Genomic DNA, 26,006 nt, shown 5'->3' with positions numbered 1-26,006 from the left:
CGGAGGCAGAATGAGACTGGTTTTTCCGCGAATTGAGCATAAAGAAAAAGCAATTGATTACATAAATGAATTTTATGAGCATGGTTCTGAGATAAACGGAAGCGGCGGTCTGGATTACTGTTTAAAAGAATCAACATATGAAGATTGGCTTGAAGGACTGATCAAGGAAATTGATATTGCCAACATTGCCGATTTTGACGTGCCGAGGATCACATATTTCTGCGTGAGAGAAGAGGACGACAGAATAGTCGGGATGATTAATCTGCGTCTTTCTTTGATTAATTTCAGTAAAAAAGACGCAGGTCATATTGGCTATTCGGTCAGACCAACTGAGCGTCGCAAGCATTACGCCACGGAAATTCTTAATAGGGCGCTCAAGATTTACGATAAGATGGGTATAGACGAAGTTCTGATATCCTGCGAAAAAGAAAATGTCGCCTCCGCCGGTGTGATCATGAAATGCGGAGGGATGCTGAAAGATGAGTTTTTTAGCGAGACGTATAAGAAAGAATTGAAGATGTTTGTGATCAAGCGGTAATAAACTGGCTGAGATATTCAGTGAACTCAATGTACCGCATGTACAAGGTCGCATTTGGACTAAAATAGAAGGTCTTAATGAAGCCAATCATAGTATCGGCAAGCTGTTTGTTGCGATGGAAGTGTTAAAGAGGTTATAGGTTCGATTTTATAAGGACGGAGAAAAAATGGCAGAAGAATTATTTGATATAGTTGACGAAAACGGCAATCCTACAGGCGAGACAGTTTCCCGCTCCGAAGCCCATGCAAAGGGAATCAGACACAGGACTGCGCATATTTGGGTTGTTCGTGACAATGAAGGGAAGAAAGAAGTTTTATTGCAAAAGAGGGCGCTGAATAAGGATTCTTTTCCCGGAAAATACGACACTTCTTCCGCAGGACATATCCAGGCGGGAGATGAGCCGCTTGAATCCGCATTAAGAGAATTGTCGGAAGAACTTGGAATTGAGGCTTTGGCAGAACAGCTGCATTTTGTGGGAACTTTTTTTATCGGGTTTGAAAAAGAATTCCATGGCAAGATGTTCAAAGATAGTGAGATTGCCTTTGTTTATGCCTATGAAGAGAATGTTGATATAAGCAAGCTTTTAATTCAAAAAGAGGAGCTTGAAAGCGTCGAGTGGTTTGATTTGGAAGAAGTTTATAAGGCATGTTTGCCGCCGCGTGATGATAGATTCTGCGTTCCAATGGGCGGATTGGAGATGATTCGGAAATATGCTGCCGGGAGTAATCGGATATGAAAGTATATCTCATCAACGGCCCCATGGGCGTTGGAAAAACGGTTACGGGGAAGTGCATTGCTGAAAAGAGTCCCGGAATGGTCACTTATCAAAATCAAATTTCATTTAAGATGTCATTATTTAAAAAACGGATTGGAGCCTTATCAAAATGATTATATTGATAACAGGTGCATCTCATACCGGTAAAACAGTTCTTGCGCAGAAGCTGCTTGAAAAATACAAATATCCGTATTTGTCTATAGATCATTTGAAAATGGGGTTAATAAGAAGTGGTAATACGGAACTTACACCATGTGATGATAAAGAGCTTACGGGTTATCTTTGGCCGATAGTAAGTGAAATAATAAAAACTGCCATAGAAAACAAGCAGAATCTCATTGTTGAAGGATGCTATGTCCCCGAAGATTGGAGAACATGGTTTGGGGAAGAGTATTTATCAGAGATAAAGTTTATATGTCTTGTCATGACTGATGAGTATATCGATGAACATTTTGCGGATATTGTAAAACATGGATCTGACATAGAAGCTAGATTGGATGATTCGGACTGTACCGTTAGATGGATAAAAGAAGTAAACAGCGAGTATATCGGTAGATTTCAGCAGGATCAGATTGTTATAGACAAAGATTATGAAAGTGCGATAAATTCAATCCTTAACAATGATTAGTCACCTGTTGAGATTTTGGGAAGATTTGTTAAACAAGGAATGTCATATGAAAGAATATATTCTCGCAAAAACTGCAGACTTAGATACTGTATTTAATATAGTCCAAAATTCGATAAAGAGTACATATCCAAAGTATTATCCTAAAGAGGTTGTTGATTTTTTTTGTAACCTGCACAGCAGGGAAAATATCCTAAAAGATATTGAGTGCGGATCGGTTGGTATTCTTATAGTAGAAGGAAAGTGCGTTGGAACCGGTTGCTATAAGGGCAATCATATCACAAGAGTATGCGTGGAACCTGAATATCAGGGGAACGGATTTGGCACATATATTATGAATCGGTTAGAAGAAAAAATAGCTAAGAAAGCTTCAACAGCGGTGTTGGATGCATCTTTGCCGGCCGCTCACTTGTATTCTTCCAGAGGATATAAAACGGTCGAGCACTGTAAATATCCTGTGGAAAACAATGTGATCCTGGTGTATGAGGTGATGGAAAAAGAACTGACATTGACTAGAAAGGAAAAGTCCTTTATTGAAATGAAGATTTTTCAAGTAAAACCGGATAAACTTGAGCAATTTGAGACTAAGATTGAGGAAATGGCTGAAAACCAATTAAAATGTCTGGGCTGTATATCACTTAAATATTTTAAACGTTTTTACACTATAGATGGAATTAAACTGGGTGAGCCGCCGAGGAAATTAACTAAAATAGTAAAGTGTGTCAAATATTATTCTTTTTGGGAGTTTGATACTAAAGAAAACTATGGTAAGGCGATTAAGGCTTTTTTTGATGATTATAATAAAGAATTACAAAAATTGTTGATCGCACCTTTTGATATCAATCTGGGGGATTCGGTGTAAGAAAAATATAAATCGGAGTTTGTAGGGGAGATTGCTATGCCACATATTGAAATACAGTGTTTTTTTGGCAGAACAGAAGAACAGAAAAAACAGTGCGCAGAGAAAATAGCAGATGTTGTTGCAGAAACATTGGGCTGTAAGGCGTCTAGCGTGTCTGTTGCAATTACTGATGTGCTTGAAGAAGAGTGGAAAGAAAAAGTTTGGGATAAATATATTGCTACGGAATTTAATAACCTTTATAAGAAACCGGGGTATATATGTGAGTAAGGGATTTTGCAGAGTGTAGCGATAACTGTTATATTGAACTGCCGCTTCGTGCCAATTGGGGCAGTTATCATCTTGACTTCGAATCAGGCATCTATGCTAATTTAAATTTATACGTAATAACGTTAAATTCTTAAGAGAACAGCTCCAAATCTTAAGGATTTTTCTCTTTATTACGGTTACCTCCTATGCTAAAATCATGTTTGTGCTCGAATCTGAGCAAATAATTCTAAGTTACATTCTATTTTTTCACGGCTTTCGCCAACAGATTCCAAAGAAGTAACTAAAGGCAATGAAAGAAGGTAATAAAATGAAAATTGACAACCAAAAGTATAAGGACACTGTGTTCAGAAAGCTGTTTCATGATAAACGGCGGCTTCTTGAATTGTATAACGGTGTCAATCACAGTAATTATGATAATCCGGATGATCTGGAAATCACCACTCTTGAGGGTAATACTTTTCTTAACATGAAAAATGATCTTTCTTTTATCTTTGACTATGAGCTTAGCCTTTATGAACATCAATCCAGCCCTTGTCCCAATATTCCGTTAAGAGATCTTGAGTATGTGGCAAGTATCTACAAGAAGATTATTCCAACTGAAGAAACATATAAGTCTCATGCTATAAGCATTCCTACTCCAAGATTCATAACATTTTACAACGGAACAATTAAACTTGAGGATGAAAAAATCTATAAGTTATCGGATCTGTTTGCCAAGAAAACGGATAATCCTGAGTTGGAGCTTATTGTTAAAGTCATAAACATCAACGAGGGACATAACAAAGAGCTTATGGAGGACTGCAAAACCCTCAAAGAGTATTCCATTTTTGTATCGAAAGTGCGAAAATGTATTAAAGAAGCTAAAGAAAGAAACAAAGAAATGAACGATATTATCGACATGAATGACATTACTCAGAAAGAGGTCATTAGCTCAGCAATATCAAGAGCAATAGATGAGTGTATTTCTGAGGACATTCTTAAAGATTTCTTGCTTGAGAATAAAGAGGAGGTCGTTGAGATGGGTGTTTTAGGATATAGTGCTGAGAGACATCTTCAGGTTATACAGGAAGAGAGTTATGAGGATGGTGTTAAAGCCGGTTATGATAAGGGCTATGATAAGTGTGAGAAAGACATTACAGAACTTTATGATTGGCTGTTTGAAAACAATAGAGCTTCAGATGTTCAAAAGGCAAATAAAGATTCAAAGTATAGAAAAGATTTGTTTGATGAATATGTAGCATCAAAAAAGAAAAACTAAAGCGAAAAGAGACTTTTTGAAGTGGATTCTTTGAAAAGCCTCTTTTTCTGTGCTTGTATGAGGAGGATGCATAAAGGAGCTAAGAGTGCACTATCCTTCAGAAAGGGATTAGAAAATGCAGAATGAAGAACTTATGCCAAAGCGACTAGGTCGAACAACTATATATGAAAGCGAACATGTATGTTTATATTCTGACAGAGTGGCCCAACCAAGCGGGCAAATAACAGAAAATTATTATCAGATTCATTATCCGGAGAAGGCTGTTGCAATTGTTATTTTTGATGAGGAAGATAACATTCTTCTTATTCAGAACAGAAGATACACTGTAGGCCGCCTTGAATGGGAAGTGCCCGCAGGAAGGATTGAGTATGGTGAATCAAATGAAGATGCGGCTAAAAGAGAGGCTATAGAAGAAACAGGGTGCAAATCTGAATTAGAGGAGAAAATGATATGGCAATAGACAATCCAAACATAATTGACGGGATAGCAATAGATAAGGAGAGAAACGCGATAGTTCTTTTGCTGACAGATCATTTGCTATGGGAGGGTGAAGATGCATTAATTGAGTTTGAGCATCTTAATCTTCTGCAAGATAAGATTAATGCTTACATTTCTTATCTTGAGTCAAGGCAATATGAGGCGACCTATCCAAATGAACAATTCTCTTTTGCAGTAATAGAGATTCACTTCAAGTACTCTGTAACTGAGAATTGTGAGAAGTTTCTGAATGAAGTCCAAAATCAGATTGGACAATTGGGGATTAAGATAGAGGCGATTATCGCAGAATAATTCAAGTTTGGTGGGCTGAAAGAGGGAGAATGCATGTTGAAGACGGTATAGAAGCGGTTATTCTAGGCTGTACGGAGTTGCCTCTTTTATTAAATGAAAAGAACTGTCCTGTTCCTTGTTTGGATTCTGTTGAGATACATTTATATATTCGATCGTGTCTGTAGGGATAATAAATTAAGGAAATAATGATTTAATCAGTATTTGATGAAGCTGAGGTGTTTTGTTTACTGTACTTTACGTTTGTGACGTTATAATATATAATGTAGTCACAAATGTAAAGCGAAATGAGGTGATGCTTATGAGCAAGTATGACCAAATAAGAGATATTATAAAAAACAATAACGGCTATCTGTTCATTTCTGATGGGGAAAATGCGGGGATTTCAAGAACATATCTTTTACAGTATGTTAGAGATAATAATCTGGAACATGTCTCGAAAGGTGTCTATGTTACGGAAGATACCTGGCCGGATATGTTATATGTTATCCAGAGGAGTAACCCCAAGATCATTTTTAACGATGAGACAGCCCTTTTTCTTAATAGGCTTATGGAACGGGAATACACGGAAATCAATGTAAGTGTTCCCAGTGGTCATAATGGTTCACGATTGAGAGAAAGAGGTGTTGTTGTTCATCAGGAAAAAGATGGTATTTATGGCTTGGGAGTATGCGAACTTGAAACTAATTATAGAAATAAAGTTAAAGCATATAACACTGAACGTTGTATCTGTGATCTTATAAGGAATAGATCTACGTATGAGGTACAGACATTCCAAACGGCCATAAAAAGCTATATGAAGAAAAAAAACAAAGACTTATCCCTTATGCTGAGTTATGCAGAAAAGCTAAAGGTAAAAGAGGAAGTCATGAAATATGTGGAGGTTTTAACGTGATTAAATCAGCAAGTCAGTTAAAGGGGAAAATAAAGAATCTTGCAAAAGGTAATGTAAGAAAAGCAGAAACATATATTAGGCTTTATTTTATGGAAAGACTCTTGGAACGAATCTCAATTTCTAAATACAAGGATAGATTCGTTATAAAGGGAGGCATCCTTGCATCTTCTCTTTTGGGAATTGATATGAGGACAACAATGGATATTGATACTACTGTAAGATCATTGCCACTTACAGATGATGATATACAGAAGTTTATTAATGAGATTTGCAGCATAGAAATAGGTGATAGCGTTGCATTCAGAATTACCCACACAGAGCAGATAATGGATGATTTTGATTATCCGGGGATACTATGTTAAAGGAAAATTGGGGCAGATTCCGTAACAAAAATGAGTTTGCTAAAGAGCTTGAATGGGAGACTGTTAATACGCAAGCGGTGGATTCGATTAAGAAAGTATTTGTATAAAAAGGAACCTATATGAGTGCTATGAAATGTTTCGGTTATTACATAGTTAAGCCGCTTGAAAAGCCGGAATGGCTCAACCTTGAAGCAATTCATATTTTATCGGTTGGAAGTGGCCTGAGTGATACATTTCCCGATCTGGCAAAATGTTTTTGGACTAATTATCCGGAAAGTGACAGGATTCAATATAAAAAGAAATTGCAACTAACCGACGCTGAATTCACAGATTTCTGCAACGTGGTCTCAGATTTGTTTAACAGCGGGCGTATGGCACCGGATACCAGATTTGCAGGGATAGAAGATGCATTGAAGGTTTACGGGTATCTGAAAAATGTTGATGGATACAGAGTGGTAGGACTTTTTACCGGCGAGGAAATCTTTGATGAATATGAAAAAGAAGGAACTTTTTCTGAGTTTAAGGAAGGTGAAGAATCCACACTTTCGTGCACTTTTTTGGGCTGTGACATTCTGGGATGTGAAAGCGGTGGAAATGGAAGTTTTTATCTTGAGTGCTATTTAATTAATTCTTTAAATGAAGAAATAAAGAAACATCCTGAACTTAGGTACAAAGTTGACTGTGAAACAGGCCTGATAGCGAATTCTTTTTCCGAAGTCGGATCGTTCTGTGATCGGATTCAAGGAATGGGCGAACCGGTGGTGTGGGCGCCTTTTGAGGTGCATGAGTATCAGATTGATAAGTGGCTGTATGATTCCTTGATTGTTAATGAGAAACTACTATAATTCCGCCGGAAATAGCGGCAGCAGGTGACAATGGATAAAGCAGAAATAATAAAAGAATTAGAAGCATTTCCGTATAGCAGAGAAGATTATTGGGTGCTTGCCGGTAGTGCAATGGCATTATATGGAATTAAGGAACAGACATCAGATATCGATCTTGGATGTAATCGAAAGATGGCAGACAGATTAGAAAATGATGGTTTTTCTTTCAGGCTTACTGAAAGTGGTAACAGACATTTCGAATATAGTGATCATATCGAGATTTTTGAAAACTGGATAAATGATACGGTTACACAGGTTGAAGGTATTCCGGTTATCACGATTGCGGGACTACTTGAGATGAAGAAGGAACTGGGACGAGAAAAAGACCATAAAGATATAGAGCTGATTAGGGGATATTTACGACATAATAAATCTAATATAAAAGCATAACATTGGTTTGACGATACTGTGCGGTGATGGTAGTATAAGAAATGAAAAAGGTGCTACCGATAGACGGTTAGCCCCAAACAAGTTTAAGTAGTTAATAACCGCTCATACAAGTCTGCCAGGACAATGGGCGGTTATTTTTGTGTCTTGGAATCATGCTTTCCATGCATATAACCAAGACTAGAACAAAGAGTCGCTTGCGACTCTTTTCGCGCCGATGCGCGCAAGCTTTAGCTTGCATAATTCATCTGCGCATCGGTCGCATCTAAAGCGTAGCGACTTATATTTGATAGGAATACTATCAAATATAAGTCGCACACAGTGCAAGCACTGCGATAAGGTCAGTGATGGTGAGCATAAGCAAGTTCCTCCAACAAAGATTTCTCATGAGAGATTTCTATGATTAACGGAGGTCACAGTCCTCCGGTTGAAGGACTAACCGCCTACCGTAATTACTGGTAGCAGCAAGTAATAATTATAAGAAACAAATGTTCTGGAGGCGATATGGATTGATTTTATGGGAGAGAAAAATGAACTACAAAATAATAGATAAAGAAACATACTACAGAAAAGGCGTGTTCCGCCACTTTTCAGAGGATTGTAAATGCTCAACCTCTATGACAGCCAGGATTGATGTTACAGATCTTGTTCTTTTTTCAAAAAAGGCAGGAACAAAGTTTTACATCAATTTCCTTTATATCCTTTCGAAGGTTCTCAATTCGCGAGATGATTACAGAATGGGGTATCTATGGCAAACGGACGAGCTCATCTGCTACGATGTGATCAATCCTACGCAGTATGTTTTTCATGAAGATACCGAAACTTGCACTCCGATATATACAAAATATGATGAGAACTACGAAATTTTTTACGCAGGCGCTCTGAAGGATGTTGAGGATGCCAAGAAGACAAGAGAGTATATGTTGGACATGGCTAATCACCCTAATTGGTTTGATGCATCTTACATATCATGGCTTTCATATGATTCGCTTAATATTGAACTTCCGGATGGGCATTTGTTTTTTGCACCTATTATCAATTGGGGGAAATATCGCGAAGAGAACGGCAGACTCGTTATGCCCGTGAGTGTCCGCTTAAATCATGCGATAGCTGACGGTTATCTGGTTGCGAATGTGTTCCGGCTTTTGGAAAAAGAGATAGAGGCTTTTACTGTGAAGATATGAAAGGAAAAATGGCAAGAGTAACAAAGGCTATAGAGTGGTAATTATGTAAATGGCGTTTAGGTGATCTTGGAGGAGAGTAGTATGGCAAAGAAAAAAATTCCAACCGTATCCGAAGTTCGTGAATATCTGGCAAAAGAGGAAGCGTATTTAAAGGATTGCACCGATAATAATAAAACCTATGTGATAACGGGACCGAAGTTTCCGGGTGAGAATATCTGGAAATCCAAGATTACACTGCCTTTATTAGAGGCGGCTGAAGAGGTTGGTGCATCCAATGAGGAAATCTGGGAACTTTGTAAGAAAATAGCTCAGACTACACATGCACCTGTTACGCTCAAAGATTATCAGAGAATGCAGCCTTTCGCTGAGAAGGAAAAAACAGTTGATACTGTGCTTAAGCTCTTGGAATCATACATTCCGCCGTTTGACGATGAATACTGGTTCGGTTTTGATATTGCCGGATATTATTACTGTCTCGCGCTGATTTCGCTTTCTGATTATCGCAGAGAAGACTGTGAAAAGCAGCTTTGGACAACAGTAGATCAGTTTTTTGATCATGACACGAAACTTGAAAAAATTTCTGTACTGTTACGGAACATGAAGGTTCTTGGAAAGTTGAGGCCTGTGCTTAGAAATATGCAGGCAAGTATAGAGAGTAAGGTGAGTATGTAAAGTTTATTAAAAAATAAGGAGGATCAGGAACATGAAATGTTAGAAAGTTGGCTGAGAAGGCAGATGTTAGTAATGTAGATTTCCTTGCAGTGCAGGTAAATCTTACAGATACTGAGCCGAATGTGTTCTATGTTGAAGTTAAGGACCATAAGATTAACGTGGAACCTTATGACTATCATGACAGAAACTGTGCTATCACTATCAAGTCTGATGATTTCAACAAGCTGATTTCCGGTAAGCTTGATCCTGTTGCTGCTTTTACTATTGGTAAACTTAAGGTTGACGGTGATGTCGGAAAGGCGTTGGAGTTTTCTAAGTTACTTAAATGATGGAGGAAACTGACGAGTAGAAAAGTAGAAGCGGGACAGCCACCTGACAAATCTTCGCAAACGAGGAAATGTACCTATTACGGATCTCGTCCATAATGGATTGTGTAAGAGGGAGGACGAAAGCATGGAATGGATCGAAGCATTACAAAAAGCCATCACGTATATTGAGGAGCATCTTCTCGAGGAGATCAACTATGAAGATGTAGCAAGGCAGGTGCACACGTCGAGCTATGAGTTTCACAGGGCTTTCAGTTTCGTGACGGGCTTAACGGCCAACGCATATATAAGGAACCGCCGCTTGTCTTTGGCGGGAAAAGAACTTGTGGAGACCGATGCTAAGATCACCGATCTGGCGATGAAGTATGGCTATGAGACACCGGAAAGTTTTACCAAAGCTTTTACAAGATTTCATGGTGTTGCGCCCAAAACTGCCAGAGAAGAAGCCGGCAAACTTGTGCTTTTTAATCCGCTTACGATTACTATATCTGTGAAAGGTGGTAAGAGTATGGATTATCGTATTGTTCAGACAAAGGAAAAGAAGTTTATTGCATTGGTAAGGGAGTTCAGCAACGCTATTATCAACGACGAAGCCAACCACGATGTGGCTGACTTCTGGGGAGAGTGCAACAGTAAGCAGATGCTTTCTCCGATATATATGCTGAGAGAGGACGGGAAGCGCGACCTATACGGCCTTTGCAGCCCGACGAAGGAAGGAAAAGATACTTTTGAATACGGTATCGGCATCATTATTGATGAGGATACCAAAGAGTTTGATCAGGCAGATCTGGAGAAAAAAGGTTTCCGCATCTGGGACGTCAATCCCGGTACGTATGTGGTATTTGATTGTGTAGGCGAAGACGGCGACTGCATCGCAAAGACCTGGGTAAAGTTCTATAAGGAGTTTTTGCCGCAGATGGGCTATGAAGCTTCTGAAGAGACTGACTATGAACTTTACTATGACGGAACCAGGCCGGATATATTCTGCGAGCTGTGGATTCCGATCAAGAAGAAGTAAAAACAGCAATTTTTAAGTTTATGGAGGAAACGATTACATATGGAATTGAAAAGAATTGAGCATAAACTTACTGTTTGCAAAGTGGCAGAGGCATCCAATATTAACATTGATGCCCCTTTCTACTTTATCGGTAAGACTGATGAAGAGTTGTCATTGGTGTGCAGAAAGGAGGATGCGCCACAAAAAACGCTCGAGCGTGATGATGGCTGGAGAGGCTTTCGTATTCAGGGTGTTCTTGATTTTTCATTGATTGGCATTATGTCAAAGCTGTCCGGCATACTCGCAGAGCATAAAATCGGAATCTTCGCTGTGTCGACATATAACACGGATTATATTCTTGTGAAAGAAGAAAACTTTGAGCGAGCGTTGGACGTTTTGGCGTCTGAAGGGTATATAATAGTATGATATCTTAACTGAAATTACAGAAATCCGCACTGGCTGCGGATTTCGTGAGAACATGATTCAGGAGTCAACCAAGCCCTATCGACGAAGTCGATTCAAATTAGCTTGGTTGATGCATTCTTGAACTTCATGTTCAAGAATGTATAAAATGCAATTCTATCGCAACTATTGTTTTAGCAAATTAGAAGTGGAGATAAAGCGGCGGAAACCGGTGAATGTATGATTTTCGCCGCCGAAAAAATTGCACTGACGGTGTGGCTTCGATGAGAATGGCTTTGTGATAATTAAGGAGACGTTAAAGTGCCTGTATTATTTGAATTGTTTTTTACCTTTGCCAAAATAGGATTGTTTACCTTTGGCGGAGGTTACGCGATGATCTCTCTGATAGAGAATATTTGCGTTGAGAATAAAAAATGGATAACACATGATGAAATGATGACGGTTGCGGTAATCGCGGAGTCTACACCGGGGCCTATAGCGATTAACTGTGCAACCTATGTCGGATATAAGAAAGGTAAATTACAGGGAGCAATCGCAGCAATGCTTGGGGTGGTGCTCCCTTCATTTATAATTATCTATCTGATCTCAAGATTCCTGAATCATTTTCTTGAGATAACCCAGGTTGCAAATGCATTTAAGGGAATCAAGATAGCGGTGGGAATTCTTATCATAGACGCAGCTTTAAAGATGCTAAAAAAGATGAAAAAAGCGCCATTGCAGATTTCAATGTTCTGCTTTGCTGTGATTTCAATGGTAGTGATCAATCTTTTTTCACTAAATATATCTTCGATGGTATTGATGCTCGCGGCTGCAGTTATTGGACTTATGGTATTTATGATAAAAAATGCGGAAAAGGAGCGGGTAGAGAAATGATATATCTTGATTTGCTCATAGGCTTTTTGGAAGTCGGCTTCTTTTCTTTTGGTGGCGCCTATGCAGCGATTCCACTTATCAGGGATGTGGTTATGGCTCATGGATGGCTCGATGAAGAGATGTTGACATATATGATCGCAATAAGCGAAAGTACTCCCGGACCGATCATGGTAAACATGGCTACATATGTGGGTAGTGAAAAAGGAGGACTTATAGGTGCGGCAATTGCCACTACAGCGGTTGTGTTGCCGGCTTTTTTCATCATTTTGCTGATCATGGTAGTTATGAATAAGTTCCTCCAAAATCAATATGTAAAAGCGGTTTTGAGTGGATTAAAGCCGTGTATTATCGGTATTATTTTGGTTACGGGAACACATATGCTCGGAAAAAACTGCGGACTGTTATTTGATTCCAAGGCGGATTTTCTCACAATCGGGTTGACCTGCGCTATTGCGCTTATATATTTTGGCTCAAGGAAGGTTTTGAAAAAAGGGTTAAATCCTATCATGCTTATTTGTTTGTCGGCAGTGGTGGGAATTGTGGCATATTCATTATAGTAATTGTGATAATGATATACTGATTAAAAAAGTACCAAGCGGAGTATAAACGTGAGCTGATGTTTCGGGAGGTCTTTTGTATGGAAAAAGAATTGTATATTAAGCAATTAAAGCCTTTTCTATATCTTATGGATGAGGCGCACGAAGCGACGGGGTACATAGTTGTAGGCGATGAAAGAGTCTGCGTGATCGATACGATGAATGGCTATAATGACCTTCACAAGGTTGTCAGGGAAATTACTGACAAGCCGATCGTTGTTGTAAACACGCATGGCCATCCGGATCATATCTTTGGGAATGTATACTTTGATGAGGCATACATGAATCCTAAGGATTTTGAGATGGCATCGTCTTTTTTTAATGAGCCTGAATTTGTGGAAATATGTAATGATAAAGGCGTTTCTGTTCCGCCTCTTAAGCCGATCAAAGGCGGTGATGTGATAGATCTTGGAGGAAAGACACTTGAAGTATATGAACTTCCGGGGCATACTCCCGGCGGAATTCTGTTGCTTCTAAGGGAGGTGAGGATTCTTTTCACAGGTGATTCCGTTAACCATCATTTATGGATGCAATTGGACGGCTGTCCGGAGATGCAAGAATACGTAAAGGCGCTTGATAAGATCATATTCTTGGAAAAAGAGGCGGATGTGATATTGCATGGTCATGCGACAGGTTTTGACGACATATCACTATTAAGGTGCATGAGGCAAGGTGCAGTCGAGATATGTAACGGCGAAACAGAAAATGACCTGCCATACAATTGGTTTGGCGGCGTGGCAAAACAACATCCGTTCAAGCTTGAAAACGATAAGGAGTATGACCGAGCTGCGAGTGTTATATGCTATCGGTAAGTAATAAAAAATTGACTGGGATGTTGCAAAATGTTATAGTGTAACTGGAAAATAGTTGCAAAGGAGTTGCTGTGCCAAAGAAATCTAAGTTATTGGAAAAACTGTTGTCAAAACCGGCACCAACAAGCTTTACCATACGAGAGCTTGATGCTCTGATGAAGCAGTGTGGATGTGAAAAATTTGAAGGTGGAAGAGGTTCAGGAATAGGTTATTATCATGTGGAAACTAAGCGAATACTTCAGTTTGATGGACCACATCCGGGAAACGAATTATATCGATACCATATCAAAATGATTAAAGCTTTTTTAAAGGAAGTAGGTGAGATAGAATGATCAGTTCATTGATGGAATACAATGGGTATCATGCAAAAGTTGAGTTTGACAGTGAGGACCAGATTTTTATAGGTCATGTGCTTGGAATCAATGACTCTTTGAATTTTCATGGAGAGTCTGTAAAGGAGCTAACTCAGTCAATGCACGACTGTATAGATAATTACCTTGATTACTGTAAACAAGTTGGAAAAGAACCTGAACGCGAGTTTAAAGGATCTTTTAATGTGCGTATTAAACCGGAGCAGCATAAAAAAATCGCTTTATACGCTGCAAATGAGGGAATCACGATAAATCAGTTTGTATCAAGGGCAATAGATGATGAACTTGATATTCTTGAAGGATAAATTGAAATACTATTAGTATATAAAAGTACCAAGCGAAACATAATCCGTGCGGTACTTTTTTGATATTACATATTCTTGAGTGTTTTTTATGAGATGACTTAGAGGAAGCCAAAAGGAAGGTATAAAAATGGATAGCTTTGTTGATGCATTATTATCTGTCAAAACTGATAAAATCCCATATGAATATGACTGGTTTGCACCGCTTATTGGAGATTGGGACTGCGATTATTATGATGAATTTAATGGTCAAAAAAGATATGTAAAGGGAGAGTGGCTCTTTAGAAGAGTGCTTGAAGGTGCGGGAATACAGGATGTTTTTATATTTCCGTCGCGTGATACCAAAGAAACAGCGCCTCAACCGGACGGTGAATACGGCTCTTCTTTACGCATGTTTAATCATTTTGAGAATTGCTATGATGTTGTATATACATGCGATCACTGTATGAAGAGACTGCGTTTTGATAAGAAAGGCAATGAACTTGTTGGAAAGGTTCTGGATGAAGAGAATATATATTGGATTTTTTCTGATATTACTGACAACAGTTTTACTTGGAAAAACGTAATGGTTTCTGATGACGGAACTCATACTCTTGATTGTGAGATACACGGAAAGCGTGTGAGATGATTACGTTTTATAGGGATTTTTTGGGAAAAAAGAATTATAGACACTACTGTCTAATGCAGTAAATACGGCAATTCCCGCTTTGTGTCGTGTTAATGCTGCTTCGGATAAAATTATCATGCAAGGGAAGGAGGTATCCCATGGATCAGAAGAAGATAGGCTTATTTTTAAAAGATTTGAGAAAAGAAAAAGGGATTACCCAGGAAGAACTTGCGCAGCTCCTTGGTGTGTCTTCAAGGAGCGTTTCACGTTGGGAGACAGGATCTAATATGCCGGATATTTCTCTTTTGTCCGCTATTGCTGATTATTACGATGTGGATGTGCGAGAAATAATTGATGGCGAAAGGAAAAGCGGGATGAATGAAGAAATAAAAGAAGTTGCCGACAAAATGGCAGATTACGCAGGAACGGAGAAAAGCAGTCTTTTCAAATGGGTAAGGATAATCAGCCTGATAGGAACAATGTTCCTGACTTTGGCAGTAGTGTTTCAGTGCATTGAATATGAGCCTAATATATTCAGGTTTGGGGCAGTTGTATTATCTTTTTTGGGATTGGTGGCATTTGCCATAACAACGCTTTATGCCAATGGAATATTGGAAAAACTTGCCGAGAAAAAACATTTTGCAACGGTTGTGCGAGTAATAGTCATTTTGCTGATCGCGATAAGCGTAAAATTTATTGTGATAAATGCGCTTGTTATCGGACTTGCTTTTTTGAGGCTAGCCAGCCCTATGATAAGAAGTCGGGAATCGATAACTATGATAAAGAGTATTTGCTTGAAGAATACGGATCTGATCTTGATACCGGATTATTTATTTTTCCAAATGATGGCCAAAATGCTGTTTCTGTAGAATATGAATCGGCTCTTAAAACAGGAATGTTTGATACGGATGGATATATATTTTTTTCTGCCACATATGAAGATGATGAGTTCCAAAAAGAAATAGAACGCTTGTCAAAGATATCTTGCACGGTGTTCGAAACAAATCGTGAGGATAGTGATTATCATATAGAAAATATCATATATGATACAGAAACATATAATTTTCCAGCATACGTGTCATCGGACGGGTATAGTAGTGTTTATGAATATGCACTTATCGACAATGATAATAAGCGGATTATTTATGTATTATTATCATATCCTAATATAGCGAATGATGAAGCAGAGACGGTTCAAAAGGATTATTTGAAAAAAGATTTAAATGCATATGATCTGAAGAATGGATCTACACTTGAAAGATTTTCAATTTACAGTTTTGGGTTTTCAAAGGGAATTTGGAGTGAATATTCTCCCGAAGACGAGGGAAGAGAAACATCAGGAAAGCAAAGGTAGACAGGATTACAGAACATGCGTAGGCGGCGCATATTGAGGTGTGGAGATGAAGATAATTGTTTATAACAAGGCATTAAGACCGCAACACAAGAATTTGATCAGTGAAACTGCAGTGAAAGTCGGTGCTGAGGTTTGTTTTATAGATTCGGAAGACAGTATTCCGGAGGATTTTGAGGATGCTGAAGTCTTTTATGGAACAGGCTTAAAAACTATCGGAAAGAGCAGGCATATTAAGTGGTTTTGCGCGCCTTCTGCGGGTGTTGATTTTCTTTTAAAACCGGGAGTGTTTGCAAACGAAGATTGCATCATCACCAATTCGGCAGGCGCGTATGGAGTGAGCATTGCGGAACATATAATCATGGTGAGTCTTATGATGATGAGGCAAATGCATGTCTTTTTCAGAAAGTCTATTTTGGGAGAATGGGGCAGACCGTTGCCTCAGAAGTCGCTTAAGGACTGTAGGATTACGGTGCTTGGTACCGGTGATATCGGAAGTTCTTTTGCAAAAAGAGCGAAAGCGTTTGAACCTAAGAGTATTGTAGGCGTGTGCAGGAGTGGAAAATGCAGCGAAAGTTCTTTTGACAAGATATTCAGAATTGATGAGCTTGATGAAGTGCTCCGTGATACCGAGCTGCTGGTCATGTGCCTTCCGGGGACTGCGGAGACAGAAGGGGTGTTATCCAAAGAAAGAATGGCACTTCTGCCTAAGGGCGCATATGTTGTGAATGTCGGACGCGGATCGGCAATTGATGAAAGTGCACTTATAGAGAATCTTGAGAACGAAAAGCTTGCGGGGGCGGCGCTGGATGTGTTTGCAAACGAGCCGCTTCCGGAGGTGAGCCCTCTTTGGAATACTAAGAACCTGATCATAACGCCGCATGTGGCAGGCAATTTGACACTTGATCATACGCTTGATAAAAATGTTGAAATGTTCTGCGAGAATATGGTCAATTACGCCGAGGGCAGGCCGCTTAAGCATGTGATTGATAAGGCGCGAGGGTATTGATGCAGGTGTAAGAGCGAAGAGTGATTGGTTGCGGAAGCGGAAAATGCTAGGTTGAGTCAACTGCTTGGGCATAATCGCATGACTGCAGGAGAAGAAATGGCAATCTGAGCCATATGGCTTTGCGAGCTGCTATGACCCTGGAAGGTGAAAAAGCTGATTTAGGTCATATGGCTTTGCGAGCTGCTATGACCCTGGAAGGTGAAAAGGCTGATTTAGGTCATAGAGCTTGTTGAGGTGCTATGACCCTAGAAGGTGAAAAGGGTGATTTAGGTCATATGGCTTTGCGAGCTGCTATGACCCTGGAAGGCGAAATGGGGAATATAGGTCATATGCCTTACTGAGATACTATGACCCTGGAAGAGAAAAGTGCGGAGTAGGGTCATTCGCAGGAGCGGAATTGGTTTACTGCAGAGGGGGAAATGCTAAGTTGAGTCAATCGGGGCTATGAAATCAATCCACAACAACATAGAACGAGGGTGAAAACATGCAGATAAAATTCTACGACAAGATGGAAGATTCACTTCTTAAATTTGCGGTTATTATTGCTAAGATGGATGGAAAGTATGTATTTTGCAAGCACAGAGAGCGCAGTACATATGAGATTCCGGGCGGGCACAGAGAAGATGGCGAATCTATATTGGATGCCGCAAAGCGTGAGCTTTATGAGGAGACCGGCGCGGTGAAGTATGATATCAAACCGGTCTGCATCTATTCGGTTACGGCGCCTGATGAGTTCGCAGGAGCGGAAACTTTCGGCGGCCTGTTCTATGCTGAGATTGAAGAGCTGGAAAAAGAGCTCCACAGTGAGATCGAGAGAATTGCGTTCTTTGATGAGGTGCCTCAAGAGCTGACTTATCCGCTGATTCAGCCAAAGCTGATTGATGAGGCGAAAAGACGCGGATTTATAGGTTAAAATCGATGTTGATCATGATTTTGGTGATGAAACCGATACTGAGCTTGATTTCCGATGATGGAAGCAATGCTAATCATGATTTTACGGTGATGAAACCGAATAGAGCAAATTCAGTTAATATGCTGGTTTGGAGGCTTATCGGATGAAGCGTTACGAATACGGAAATCCCGATTCTGCGAATGTACTTGTTCAGCTGATCGGGAATCATGAAGTTTCGGGTATGGAAAAAGAAATTGCGCATATAAGAGATAGTGTCGGAGATGATTTCTTTTTGCTTGCCTATAAGGTTGAAGATTGGAATATGGAGCTGTCGCCGTGGCAGGCACCTGCAGTGTTTGGAGATGAAGGTTTTGGAGGCGGTGCGGGTGAGACGCTGAAAGAATTATTACAGGATTTGAGAAGTGGTAATGTGCTGTCTGAGTATACGAATGATGAGGTACTGTCAGAGAAGACTAAAGATAAATTATTTTCACCGCTGACAGGTGGCAAAGAAGTTACGGGAATATCACGTGAGAAAAAGAAATACTACATCGGCGGATACTCACTCGCGGGCTTATTTGCGCTGTGGGCGGCTTATCAGACAGATCTTTTTACCGGAGTGGCAGCAGCTTCGCCGTCTATATGGTTTCCGGGATTTGTTGATCACATGAAAGCCGGCAAGATCAATGCGGACAGGGTGTATCTGAGTCTTGGAAATCGCGAGGCAAAGACAAAGAATCCCGTAATGGCGACTGTTGCGGATTGTATTGAGATTTCTTTTGACCTGTTGCGGAAGCAGGGCGTAGAGAGCGTGCTTGAATGGAATGAAGGAAACCACTTCAAGGATGTGGACATAAGGACTGCGAAGGCGTTCTCGTGGGTGCTGAGTGGACCCGGGGGACGGGGGTAGTGGACCATTAATTACACTAAATAACTGGATGAAATGGGGCTTGAAACATGAAAAAGAATGGTTACGTAACTTTGGGCAATACTGTGATGCATTATGTTGCTTTTGGAGATGGGGCGAAAAAACTGGTTGTTTTGCCGGGATTGTCGGATGGACTTGCTACGGTGAAGGAAAAAGCGTGGATTCTTGCAGGGTCATACAAGAAATTTTGGGCTGACTATACCGTTTATATGTTTAGCAGGAAGGAAGACATGCCGGATGGGTATAGCATCAAGGATATGGCGGATGATCTGGCTTTGGCGATGAAGAGTTTGGGAATTGAGAAGGCTTCTGTTCTTGGCGTGTCGCAGGGCGGAATGATAGCACAATGTCTTGCCGTATATCATTCTGAGATGGTTGAAAAGCTGATTCTTGCTGTGACGGCGCCGTATGCCAATCCTGTTTTGAAGGATGCGGTGACGGGGTGGATCGATATGGCAAGGAGAGATGATCATAAGACGCTTATGATTGATACTGCCGAAAAAATGTACTCGCAAAAGTACCTTGATAAGAACAGAAAAATATTTCCGCTTGTTGCAAAGCTTACCAAGCCTGCAAGTTATGATAGATTTTATAAGAATGCGTATGCGATTTTGGATTTTGATGTACGTGATGAGCTTTCAAAGATATCCGCGCCGACGCTGATCATTGCGGGAAGCGATGATAAAACGGTAGGAAATGATGCGGCAGCAGAGCTTAGCGACGGCATCAAGGGGAGCGATAAATACATCTACGACGGACTTGGGCACGGTGCATTTGAAGAAGCAAAGGATTTTTATGACAGAGTGCTGGAGTTTTGTGAGAGATAAATTTGTAAGCTTGTGATATGATAATAAATACGTCTGATTTTAGGTAGCACTTTCGGATTTGAAAAAAGTGCTACTTTTTATGCGTATATTTTTTGACGCTGTACAATTGAGGAGTATTTCTTTACAATTTATATGCAGAACTGAAGAATGATGAAATGTGCATGCGATGCATGTATGGAGAAATGACATGGGAAATGAAATATTTGAAAATGAACAGGCCCATTTGACAAAGACCTATAATAAACTGCTGGATATTAAGAAGAATCTCGAGGAGCAGATTACTGCCCTGAATGAGAAAGCGGTTGAAGATAAAAATGATATTCGTGACAACATCCGTTTTGATTACGCAGATGTTGAGACTACGATGGAGACTCTCGCTGAGATTGAGGTATGGAACCGTTACATTGATACCTACAATGTTGAGAGTAATTCTTTGGGCAAAAGACTAGAGACAGTTAATAAACTTCTGGAGTCGCCTTATTTTGCAAAGATCGAGCTTGTGTTTGAAGGCGAGAGTGTGCCTGAAAGTTACTACATCGGACGAGCTGCAATCTCAGAAAACGGCTATGATCAGATGGTTGTAGACTGGAGATCTCCGATTGCTGAGGTTTACTACAATCAGGAGAACGGGCACACAAGCTACATGGTTGAGGACAGGACAATACCTGTTGACTTAAGGCTCCGTCGTCAGTTTGAAATAAACAGAGACAAACTTGTTTCATTTTTTGATACACAGATTGCGATTGAGGATCCGATGCTCCTTAAATCTCTTTCGCAGACCAGATCTGACAAGATGCAGGCTATTACGGCAACAATTCAGAAAGAGCAAAATACAGTTATACGTTATCCCGATGTGCAGGTGCTTTTGGTGAACGGTATCGCAGGTAGCGGTAAGACTTCGGTTCTTTTGCAGAGGATAGCATATCTTTTTTACCAGAAGAGAAAGACACTTCGTCCCGAGCATGTATGTCTTTTAACCCTTAATCCCGTATTCCGCGATTATATCGACAATGTCCTTCCGGATCTTGGTGAGACCAATCCGCCGACTTTGACTTGGCATGAGTTTCTTAAGAAAGTGGGCGTTCCTTTTGCGGATAATGAATATGACGGCACAGGTGACGGAAGTTTGCAGAAGATTCATGATGTTTTGCTTACACTTAGTCCCGAAGAGGATGATTTCTACAATATTACTCACAACGGCAAGACTGTGATGTCAAAGAGCGATGTGTTTGATGTGGTAAAAAGATTTTCCCAATTCCCGATGGGGGTTCGCCTCATCCAGACAGTTGCGGATGAACTTGAAGAGCGGGCCAAAAACATTCTAAGGACCAAAGATATTTTTAACGAGGATTCGGAGAGTGCGGCAGGATCTGATTCTGCTGAGGAAAACCGCATTGAAAATGACTTTGGCGGAGCGCTTAGCTTTATCAGGCGTTGTAATTTCGTCAACATCAAGCATGTTGCACAGCGTATTCTCGGAAGCGAATATATCACTGCTGCGGAGTGGATCTATACTAAGATGGAGCTCACAGGTAAGTGTGATAGAAATGTGCGTTATGTCATGATCGACGAAGTGCAGGATTACACTGAGGCGCAGCTCATGGTATTTAGTAAATTTTTCCCCAACGCGCGTTTTATGCTGCTTGGAGATGAGTTCCAGGCAATTAGAAAAGGCACGATTTCTTTTGACCGGATAAAAGAGATGTCAGAAGCGGCAGGAAAAGAATTCGTGGAGCTTCCGCTTATGACAAGCTACAGAAGTTCACCGGAGATAACAGAAATGTTCGCTTCGCTCCTTCCGCAGGAAAAGAAAATGATGGTCTCATCGGTAAAGCGCTCGGGAGAAGGGATTGTTGTAAAGAGCTTCGATTCTGACAGAGAGTACTATGAAGAGCTTAAGGCTCTTATAAATGAGTTTGAAAAGAAAGACGGCCTTACTGCGGTTATTTGCAGAAGCGGTTACAGTCTTGAAAAGATTGCCGGTGCGCTTGGCGATAAAGCACCGCAGCTTATTTCCGAAAGCGACAGTTTGCCAAAGAAAGGTGTATTTTTTATAGAGCTTGCACTTGCGAAGGGACTTGAATTTGATAATGTGATTCTGGCTGATGCTGATGCGGAAGCGTATCCTTCGGATGAACTCGGAAAGCACTGCCTGTATACGGCTGTATCCAGAGCTACGCAGCATCTGGCTGTTTTGGCGAAAGGGAAGTTGACGGAGAATATTTAAGAAATCCTTGAGTTTGGAAAAGGTTGTGAGCCTTCGGCGGACTTTCATGCAGAAGGCTTAAAAAACCGCTTGCATGGCGGGCTTATCGATGTTAGCATGTAATAGTATAAAAATATAGAGAAAGAACGCGTAGCGTTTAGGTGAGGATATGTACAGAAGATAATTAGTTTAGGTGAACACTATCAGTGATGATGAGGCTGCTTACGGCGGCTGTTTTGTGTGCGCTTAATCTGGATTATCATGCATGTTTAGCCTATATGTAATGTGGGTCTATTTGTGTGAGTCTATTTTGCGTATGCAGAATAGGCTTTTTCTTTTTCCATATGGTCCCAGGGGACGGGGGTAGTGGACCATTTTGGCGAGCGAATGCGAGCGCAGAGCTTCCTTACGTACTCATCATTTTACTTTTGGAGGAACAAATATGCTTAACGTAAAAAACTTAACAATAACGCATCGCAAGGACCTACGCGTCATTCTTGATAAATTCAATTTGACTCTAAACGACGGCGATAAGGCTGTGATAATCGGCGAGGAGGGCAACGGCAAATCTACGCTGATGAAATGGATATACGATCCGGAGCTTGCGGAAGAGTACGCGGAGTGCGAAGGCGAGAGAATTCTTGGCTACGAAGTCCTTGGCTATCTGCCGCAGGAACTTCCTGAATGGGAAAAAGAAAAAACTCTTTATGATTACTTTTCGGAAGCCGGGAGCTTTTTTGACAAGACACCGAAAGAACTCTCGGAGATGGCGAATGAATTCCGGGTTTCTATGGATTTCTTTTATGCAGATCAGAAGATGGGAAGTCTGTCCGGTGGCGAAAAAGTAAAGGCGCAGCTGATGCGCATCCTGATTGATGAGCCGACGGTTCTGCTTTTAGATGAGCCGTCAAATGATATCGACATAAGCACGCTCGAACTGCTTGAGAGACTGATAAATGGGTGGAAGCACATAGTTCTTTTCATCTCGCATGACGAGACGCTTATTGAAAACACGGCCAATGTGATAATTCATATCGAGCAGATCATGCGCAAGACCAAGAGCCGTTACGTGGTCGTGAAGGACAACTACAGGCATTACATTGCGCATAGAGCGGAGGCTTTCGAGAGGCAGGAGCAGCTTGCGCTTAATGACCGCAAGGAAAAGAAGCTTCGCGACGAGAGATACAACAGGATTCATGATAAGGTTGAGCGTGCGCTTTCAAATGTTTCGAGGCAGGAGCCGGGAGTCGGAAAGATGCTTAAGGATAAAATGCGCGCGGTGAAGTCGATGGAAAAGCGCTTTGAGAAGCAGGATGCGAACATGACGGAGCGGCCTGAGCAGGAGGAGACAATCTTTTTTAAACTGGGAAAAGAAAATTCGAAGATGCCGGCAGGTAAGACGGTTATCGAGTTTTCTCTTGATGAGCTGGTTGCGCCCGATGGTTCAAAGGTCTTGGCAAAAGATATTTTTCTAAGGGTAAGAGGACCTGAGAAGGTATGCATTGTTGGAACGAATGGAGCCGGGAAAACTACGCTTCTTAGGTTGATTGCGGATGAACTTCTGGCAAGAGAAGACCTGAGGGTACAGTATATGCCGCAGAATTATGAGGATTTGCTTGATCTTGATATGACGCCTGTGGAGTTTTTGGATGATACGGGAGATAAGGAGGTTCGCACGCGCATAAGGACTTATCTTGGTTCGCTTAAATATACCGCAGATGAGATGGAGCATCCGATTCGTGAGCTTTCGGGCGGGCAGAAGGCGAAAGTGTTGCTTCTTAAGATGAGTCTTTCCGATGCGAATGTGCTTGTTTTGGATGAGCCAACGCGTAACTTCTCGCCACTTTCGGGACCTGTTATCAGGAAGATGATAGCTTCTTTTCCCGGTGCGGTGATAAGCATATCGCATGACAGGAAGTATATTGAGGAAGTGTGCACGAAGACGTATTTACTTACAAGTGCGGGGCTTGAGGAAATGAACCTAGTGGACGGGGTTAGTAGACCATTTTAGAATGATGAGATGACAAATCGAGAAAGGACAGAATAGAAATGAAATACAACAAGATTATTAATTTAAAGAACGGAAAAGAGGCGCTTCTTAGAAACGGCGAATTTGCAGACGGAGAGGCTGTTTTTGTGAATTTTAATGAGACACACGCGGAGACGGATTATCTTTTGTCCTATCCTGATGAAAATAGTTTTGATGCACAGCAGGAGGCGGAGTTCCTTAAGGAGAAAACGGAGAGTCCAAATGAGATTGAGATAGTTGCAGTGGTAGACGGCGTGGTTGCAGGAACAGCAGGAATTGAAGCGGTTGGAGCAAAGTACAAGCTAAAGCACCGCGCGGAGCTTGGAATTGCTATATTGAAGGAATACTGGGGACTTGGGCTTGGCAAGGCACTCATGGAGGCTTGCATCGAATGCGCTAAAGAAGCAGGCTATACGCAGCTGGAATTAAATGCTGTTGCAGAGAATGAAAGAGCGGTGGCATTATACAAGAAGATGGGATTTGTGGAGTATGGCCGCAATCCCAGAGGTTTTAACTCAAGAGTAAGCGGGTATCAGGAAGTTGTATATATGTTGCTTGAGCTGTGACAAGTTATAAGGAAGGGTTTGTAATATGACAATCGAAAAGAATTACAGAGATAACGAATCTCTCAGAAATTCCTTCAATGAGCTTGCAGGCAAGGTGTTTGGCGGGCTGAATTTTGAAGACTGGTACCGAAACGGCTTTTGGAAAGATAATTACATTCCGTATTCGATCGTTATCGATGGAAAAGTTGTTTCGAATGTTTCGGTGAATGCTTGCAATATGAATTATGACGGCAGAATTGTTAAGCTTATCCAGATTGGAACGGTAATGACCGATCCTGATTACAGGGGGAGGGGATACGCAAGGATGCTGATGGAGAAGATTGTTGAAGACTACGAAAACAAAGTTGATGGAATATATCTTTTTGCAAACGATTCTGTCGTTGATTTCTATCCCAAGTTTGGCTTTCGTAAGAGTAGGGAGTATCAGTTTAGTAAAGCTGTGAAGATTGATACAGAGCAGACTGCACAGCTTGTACCAATGGCAGAAAAGAGCGATTGGGACAATATGGTGCAGATTCTTAATCAAACCGAGCAAAATGCCAAGGTGTATATGGTTTCCAACGCTGGGCTGTACATGTTTTACCTGGCTCAGTTCATGAGGGAAAATACTTTTTATATCGAGGATTGTGACAGTTATGCGATTGCAGAGATTGAGGACGATACTTTGATTCTTCATGCCGTTATAGGCAGTGGCGCGATAGACCGCGTGATAGCTGCCTTTGGAAAAGAGATTAAGAAAGTAATTCTCGCATTTACACCGAAGGATTCAACAGGTTATGATAAAAGCGTGGTTGTCGAGGAAGATACGCATCTTTTTGTGAGAGGTAAGTTCTTCGACGATACAAATGATGATGAGTTTATGTTTCAGGCGATAACGCATGCCTGATGGGAAAGCACATGAATAGTGCTTAAGAGGGAGCCTTTATGTCAGACAACATAGTTTATAAATGGACAGATGGAAGTAATAAGGATTTTCAGGAGTTTTATAAAAAGACAGAGGAGTATTACAGCAAGATTGTTGGCGGAATAGAGAAAAGAAGAGCTTTTGTGCCATATAACCATTCTGACGGAATACCCAATGTGCTTATCGCATATCATGGGGATGTTGCTGTTGCATGTGCGGGATTTAAGCCATATTCGGAAGATGACGCTGAGATTAAGCGCGTGTGGGTAGAACCTGAGCATAGGGGCAAACATCTTGCAAAGGATATAATGAAGCAGATTGAAGATAAAGCTCGCGTGAATGGATATAAAAGAGCCATTCTTCAAACAAGAGCGATAATGGCTGATGCTGTTGGACTCTATGAAAAGCTTGGCTACAGTAAAATCGAGAAATATCCGCCATACGATAATTTGAACGGTGCAGTGTGCATGGCAAAAGATCTGTGAAAAGAGG

36 protein-coding genes are annotated in these 26,006 nt (G+C 40.8%); all 36 read left to right on the top strand.

All coding sequences use genetic code 11. The features are described from left to right. Positions 1–10: 10 nt before the first annotated feature. Positions 11–538: a GNAT family N-acetyltransferase gene (locus BLP87_RS07250; protein WP_074462101.1), complete on the top strand. Its 528-nt coding sequence runs from the start codon at positions 11–13 to the stop codon at positions 536–538. Between the two features lie 166 nt (positions 539–704). Continuing rightward, a complete protein-coding gene (locus tag BLP87_RS07245; protein WP_074462100.1) occupies positions 705–1,274 on the top strand; it encodes an NUDIX hydrolase in 570 nt (189 codons plus the stop codon). Beyond that, on the top strand, positions 1,271–1,426 hold the full coding sequence (locus BLP87_RS16015) for a P-loop NTPase family protein (RefSeq protein ID WP_176756615.1): 156 nt from the start codon (positions 1,271–1,273) through the stop codon (positions 1,424–1,426). The genes BLP87_RS07245 and BLP87_RS16015 overlap by 4 nt, the downstream gene beginning before the upstream one ends. Beyond that, complete coding sequence (locus BLP87_RS07240; protein WP_074462099.1) at positions 1,423–1,941, top strand: P-loop nucleotide/nucleoside kinase family protein; 519 nt, start codon at positions 1,423–1,425, stop codon at positions 1,939–1,941. Before BLP87_RS16015 ends, BLP87_RS07240 begins: the two co-directional genes overlap by 4 nt. A gap of 46 nt (positions 1,942–1,987) precedes the next feature. Further along, entirely contained in the window at positions 1,988–2,800 is an 813-nt protein-coding gene (locus tag BLP87_RS15730; RefSeq protein ID WP_083334523.1) for a GNAT family N-acetyltransferase, read from the top strand. 36 nt (positions 2,801–2,836) lie between these two features. Beyond that, a complete protein-coding gene (locus tag BLP87_RS07225) occupies positions 2,837–3,067 on the top strand; it encodes a tautomerase family protein (protein ID WP_074462098.1) in 231 nt (76 codons plus the stop codon). 307 nt (positions 3,068–3,374) lie between these two features. Continuing rightward, positions 3,375–4,325, top strand: coding sequence for a hypothetical protein (locus tag BLP87_RS07220; protein ID WP_143002106.1), 951 nt, complete (start codon positions 3,375–3,377; stop codon positions 4,323–4,325). A gap of 115 nt (positions 4,326–4,440) precedes the next feature. Continuing rightward, entirely contained in the window at positions 4,441–4,785 is a 345-nt protein-coding gene (locus BLP87_RS07215; protein ID WP_074462096.1) for an NUDIX hydrolase, read from the top strand. Beyond that, on the top strand, positions 4,776–5,114 hold the full coding sequence (locus BLP87_RS07210; protein WP_074462095.1) for a DUF6572 domain-containing protein: 339 nt from the start codon (positions 4,776–4,778) through the stop codon (positions 5,112–5,114). Before BLP87_RS07215 ends, BLP87_RS07210 begins: the two co-directional genes overlap by 10 nt. Before the next feature lie 29 nt (positions 5,115–5,143). After that, a complete protein-coding gene (locus BLP87_RS16535; RefSeq protein ID WP_083334522.1) occupies positions 5,144–5,278 on the top strand; it encodes an aspartate/glutamate racemase family protein in 135 nt (44 codons plus the stop codon). Between the two features lie 134 nt (positions 5,279–5,412). After that, a complete protein-coding gene (locus BLP87_RS07200; RefSeq protein ID WP_074462094.1) occupies positions 5,413–6,006 on the top strand; it encodes a type IV toxin-antitoxin system AbiEi family antitoxin domain-containing protein in 594 nt (197 codons plus the stop codon). Further along, on the top strand, positions 6,003–6,368 hold the full coding sequence (locus tag BLP87_RS07195; RefSeq protein ID WP_074462093.1) for a nucleotidyl transferase AbiEii/AbiGii toxin family protein: 366 nt from the start codon (positions 6,003–6,005) through the stop codon (positions 6,366–6,368). Before BLP87_RS07200 ends, BLP87_RS07195 begins: the two co-directional genes overlap by 4 nt. Positions 6,369–6,487: 119 nt before the next feature. Then, positions 6,488–7,213 carry a hypothetical protein gene (locus BLP87_RS07190; RefSeq protein WP_074462092.1) on the top strand — a complete coding sequence of 242 codons (726 nt, stop codon included), beginning with the start codon at positions 6,488–6,490 and terminating at the stop codon, positions 7,211–7,213. 30 nt (positions 7,214–7,243) lie between these two features. Then, complete coding sequence (locus BLP87_RS07185) at positions 7,244–7,642, top strand: hypothetical protein (protein ID WP_026514856.1); 399 nt, start codon at positions 7,244–7,246, stop codon at positions 7,640–7,642. Between the two features lie 527 nt (positions 7,643–8,169). Beyond that, positions 8,170–8,823, top strand: coding sequence for a CatA-like O-acetyltransferase, family 3 (locus tag BLP87_RS07180; RefSeq protein WP_074462091.1), 654 nt, complete (start codon positions 8,170–8,172; stop codon positions 8,821–8,823). 81 nt (positions 8,824–8,904) lie between these two features. After that, entirely contained in the window at positions 8,905–9,495 is a 591-nt protein-coding gene (locus BLP87_RS07175) for a hypothetical protein (RefSeq protein ID WP_074462090.1), read from the top strand. A 47-nt stretch (positions 9,496–9,542) separates the two neighbouring features. Further along, on the top strand, positions 9,543–9,824 hold the full coding sequence (locus tag BLP87_RS07170) for an SCP2 sterol-binding domain-containing protein (protein ID WP_074462089.1): 282 nt from the start codon (positions 9,543–9,545) through the stop codon (positions 9,822–9,824). Between the two features lie 124 nt (positions 9,825–9,948). After that, positions 9,949–10,839 (top strand): AraC family transcriptional regulator, encoded by an 891-nt coding sequence (locus BLP87_RS07165; protein WP_074462088.1) that lies wholly within the window; start codon positions 9,949–9,951, stop codon positions 10,837–10,839. A gap of 39 nt (positions 10,840–10,878) precedes the next feature. Then, positions 10,879–11,244: an ACT domain-containing protein gene (locus BLP87_RS07160; RefSeq protein WP_074462087.1), complete on the top strand. Its 366-nt coding sequence runs from the start codon at positions 10,879–10,881 to the stop codon at positions 11,242–11,244. A gap of 297 nt (positions 11,245–11,541) precedes the next feature. After that, positions 11,542–12,114 carry a chromate transporter gene (locus tag BLP87_RS07155; RefSeq protein WP_074462086.1) on the top strand — a complete coding sequence of 191 codons (573 nt, stop codon included), beginning with the start codon at positions 11,542–11,544 and terminating at the stop codon, positions 12,112–12,114. Then, positions 12,111–12,671, top strand: a complete 561-nt coding sequence (locus BLP87_RS07150) for a chromate transporter (protein WP_074462085.1) — start codon at positions 12,111–12,113, stop codon at positions 12,669–12,671. The genes BLP87_RS07155 and BLP87_RS07150 overlap by 4 nt, the downstream gene beginning before the upstream one ends. An 80-nt stretch (positions 12,672–12,751) precedes the next feature. After that, complete coding sequence (locus BLP87_RS07145; protein ID WP_074462084.1) at positions 12,752–13,522, top strand: MBL fold metallo-hydrolase; 771 nt, start codon at positions 12,752–12,754, stop codon at positions 13,520–13,522. Positions 13,523–13,593: 71 nt separating this feature from the next. Next, positions 13,594–13,854: a type II toxin-antitoxin system HicA family toxin gene (locus BLP87_RS07140; protein ID WP_026654269.1), complete on the top strand. Its 261-nt coding sequence runs from the start codon at positions 13,594–13,596 to the stop codon at positions 13,852–13,854. Continuing rightward, positions 13,851–14,198: a type II toxin-antitoxin system HicB family antitoxin gene (locus BLP87_RS07135; protein WP_026654270.1), complete on the top strand. Its 348-nt coding sequence runs from the start codon at positions 13,851–13,853 to the stop codon at positions 14,196–14,198. Before BLP87_RS07140 ends, BLP87_RS07135 begins: the two co-directional genes overlap by 4 nt. Positions 14,199–14,325: 127 nt before the next feature. Then, a complete protein-coding gene (locus tag BLP87_RS07130) occupies positions 14,326–14,823 on the top strand; it encodes a hypothetical protein (RefSeq protein WP_074462083.1) in 498 nt (165 codons plus the stop codon). A 137-nt stretch (positions 14,824–14,960) separates the two neighbouring features. Next, positions 14,961–15,671, top strand: coding sequence for a helix-turn-helix domain-containing protein (locus BLP87_RS07125; protein WP_074462082.1), 711 nt, complete (start codon positions 14,961–14,963; stop codon positions 15,669–15,671). Further along, complete coding sequence (locus BLP87_RS07120) at positions 15,593–16,156, top strand: hypothetical protein (RefSeq protein WP_074462081.1); 564 nt, start codon at positions 15,593–15,595, stop codon at positions 16,154–16,156. Before BLP87_RS07125 ends, BLP87_RS07120 begins: the two co-directional genes overlap by 79 nt. A 46-nt stretch (positions 16,157–16,202) precedes the next feature. Continuing rightward, positions 16,203–17,162 (top strand): D-2-hydroxyacid dehydrogenase, encoded by a 960-nt coding sequence (locus BLP87_RS07115; RefSeq protein ID WP_074462080.1) that lies wholly within the window; start codon positions 16,203–16,205, stop codon positions 17,160–17,162. Between the two features lie 484 nt (positions 17,163–17,646). After that, complete coding sequence (locus tag BLP87_RS07110) at positions 17,647–18,075, top strand: NUDIX hydrolase (protein ID WP_074462079.1); 429 nt, start codon at positions 17,647–17,649, stop codon at positions 18,073–18,075. Between the two features lie 142 nt (positions 18,076–18,217). Continuing rightward, on the top strand, positions 18,218–18,964 hold the full coding sequence (locus BLP87_RS07105; RefSeq protein WP_074462078.1) for an alpha/beta hydrolase: 747 nt from the start codon (positions 18,218–18,220) through the stop codon (positions 18,962–18,964). Positions 18,965–19,011: 47 nt separating this feature from the next. After that, positions 19,012–19,809 carry an alpha/beta fold hydrolase gene (locus tag BLP87_RS07100; protein ID WP_074462077.1) on the top strand — a complete coding sequence of 266 codons (798 nt, stop codon included), beginning with the start codon at positions 19,012–19,014 and terminating at the stop codon, positions 19,807–19,809. Between the two features lie 187 nt (positions 19,810–19,996). After that, positions 19,997–22,036, top strand: coding sequence for a HelD family protein (locus BLP87_RS07095; RefSeq protein ID WP_176756614.1), 2,040 nt, complete (start codon positions 19,997–19,999; stop codon positions 22,034–22,036). Positions 22,037–22,457: 421 nt separating this feature from the next. Further along, positions 22,458–24,026 carry an ATP-binding cassette domain-containing protein gene (locus BLP87_RS07090; RefSeq protein ID WP_074462075.1) on the top strand — a complete coding sequence of 523 codons (1,569 nt, stop codon included), beginning with the start codon at positions 22,458–22,460 and terminating at the stop codon, positions 24,024–24,026. A 38-nt stretch (positions 24,027–24,064) separates the two neighbouring features. After that, entirely contained in the window at positions 24,065–24,610 is a 546-nt protein-coding gene (locus BLP87_RS07085; RefSeq protein WP_074462074.1) for a GNAT family N-acetyltransferase, read from the top strand. 25 nt (positions 24,611–24,635) lie between these two features. Continuing rightward, positions 24,636–25,496: a GNAT family N-acetyltransferase gene (locus BLP87_RS07080; protein ID WP_074462073.1), complete on the top strand. Its 861-nt coding sequence runs from the start codon at positions 24,636–24,638 to the stop codon at positions 25,494–25,496. Between the two features lie 38 nt (positions 25,497–25,534). Further along, the gene (locus BLP87_RS07075; RefSeq protein WP_074462072.1) at positions 25,535–25,999 is read left to right on the top strand and encodes a GNAT family N-acetyltransferase; all 465 of its coding nucleotides are present in this window, start codon (positions 25,535–25,537) and stop codon (positions 25,997–25,999) included. The last annotated feature ends 7 nt before the right edge of the window (positions 26,000–26,006 follow it).

Source organism: Butyrivibrio hungatei, from assembly GCF_900101605.1.
Lineage (GTDB): Bacteria > Bacillota > Clostridia > Lachnospirales > Lachnospiraceae > Butyrivibrio > Butyrivibrio hungatei_B.
Note: the sequence above shows the minus strand (reverse complement) of the source record. Positions and strands in the feature narration are given on the sequence as shown.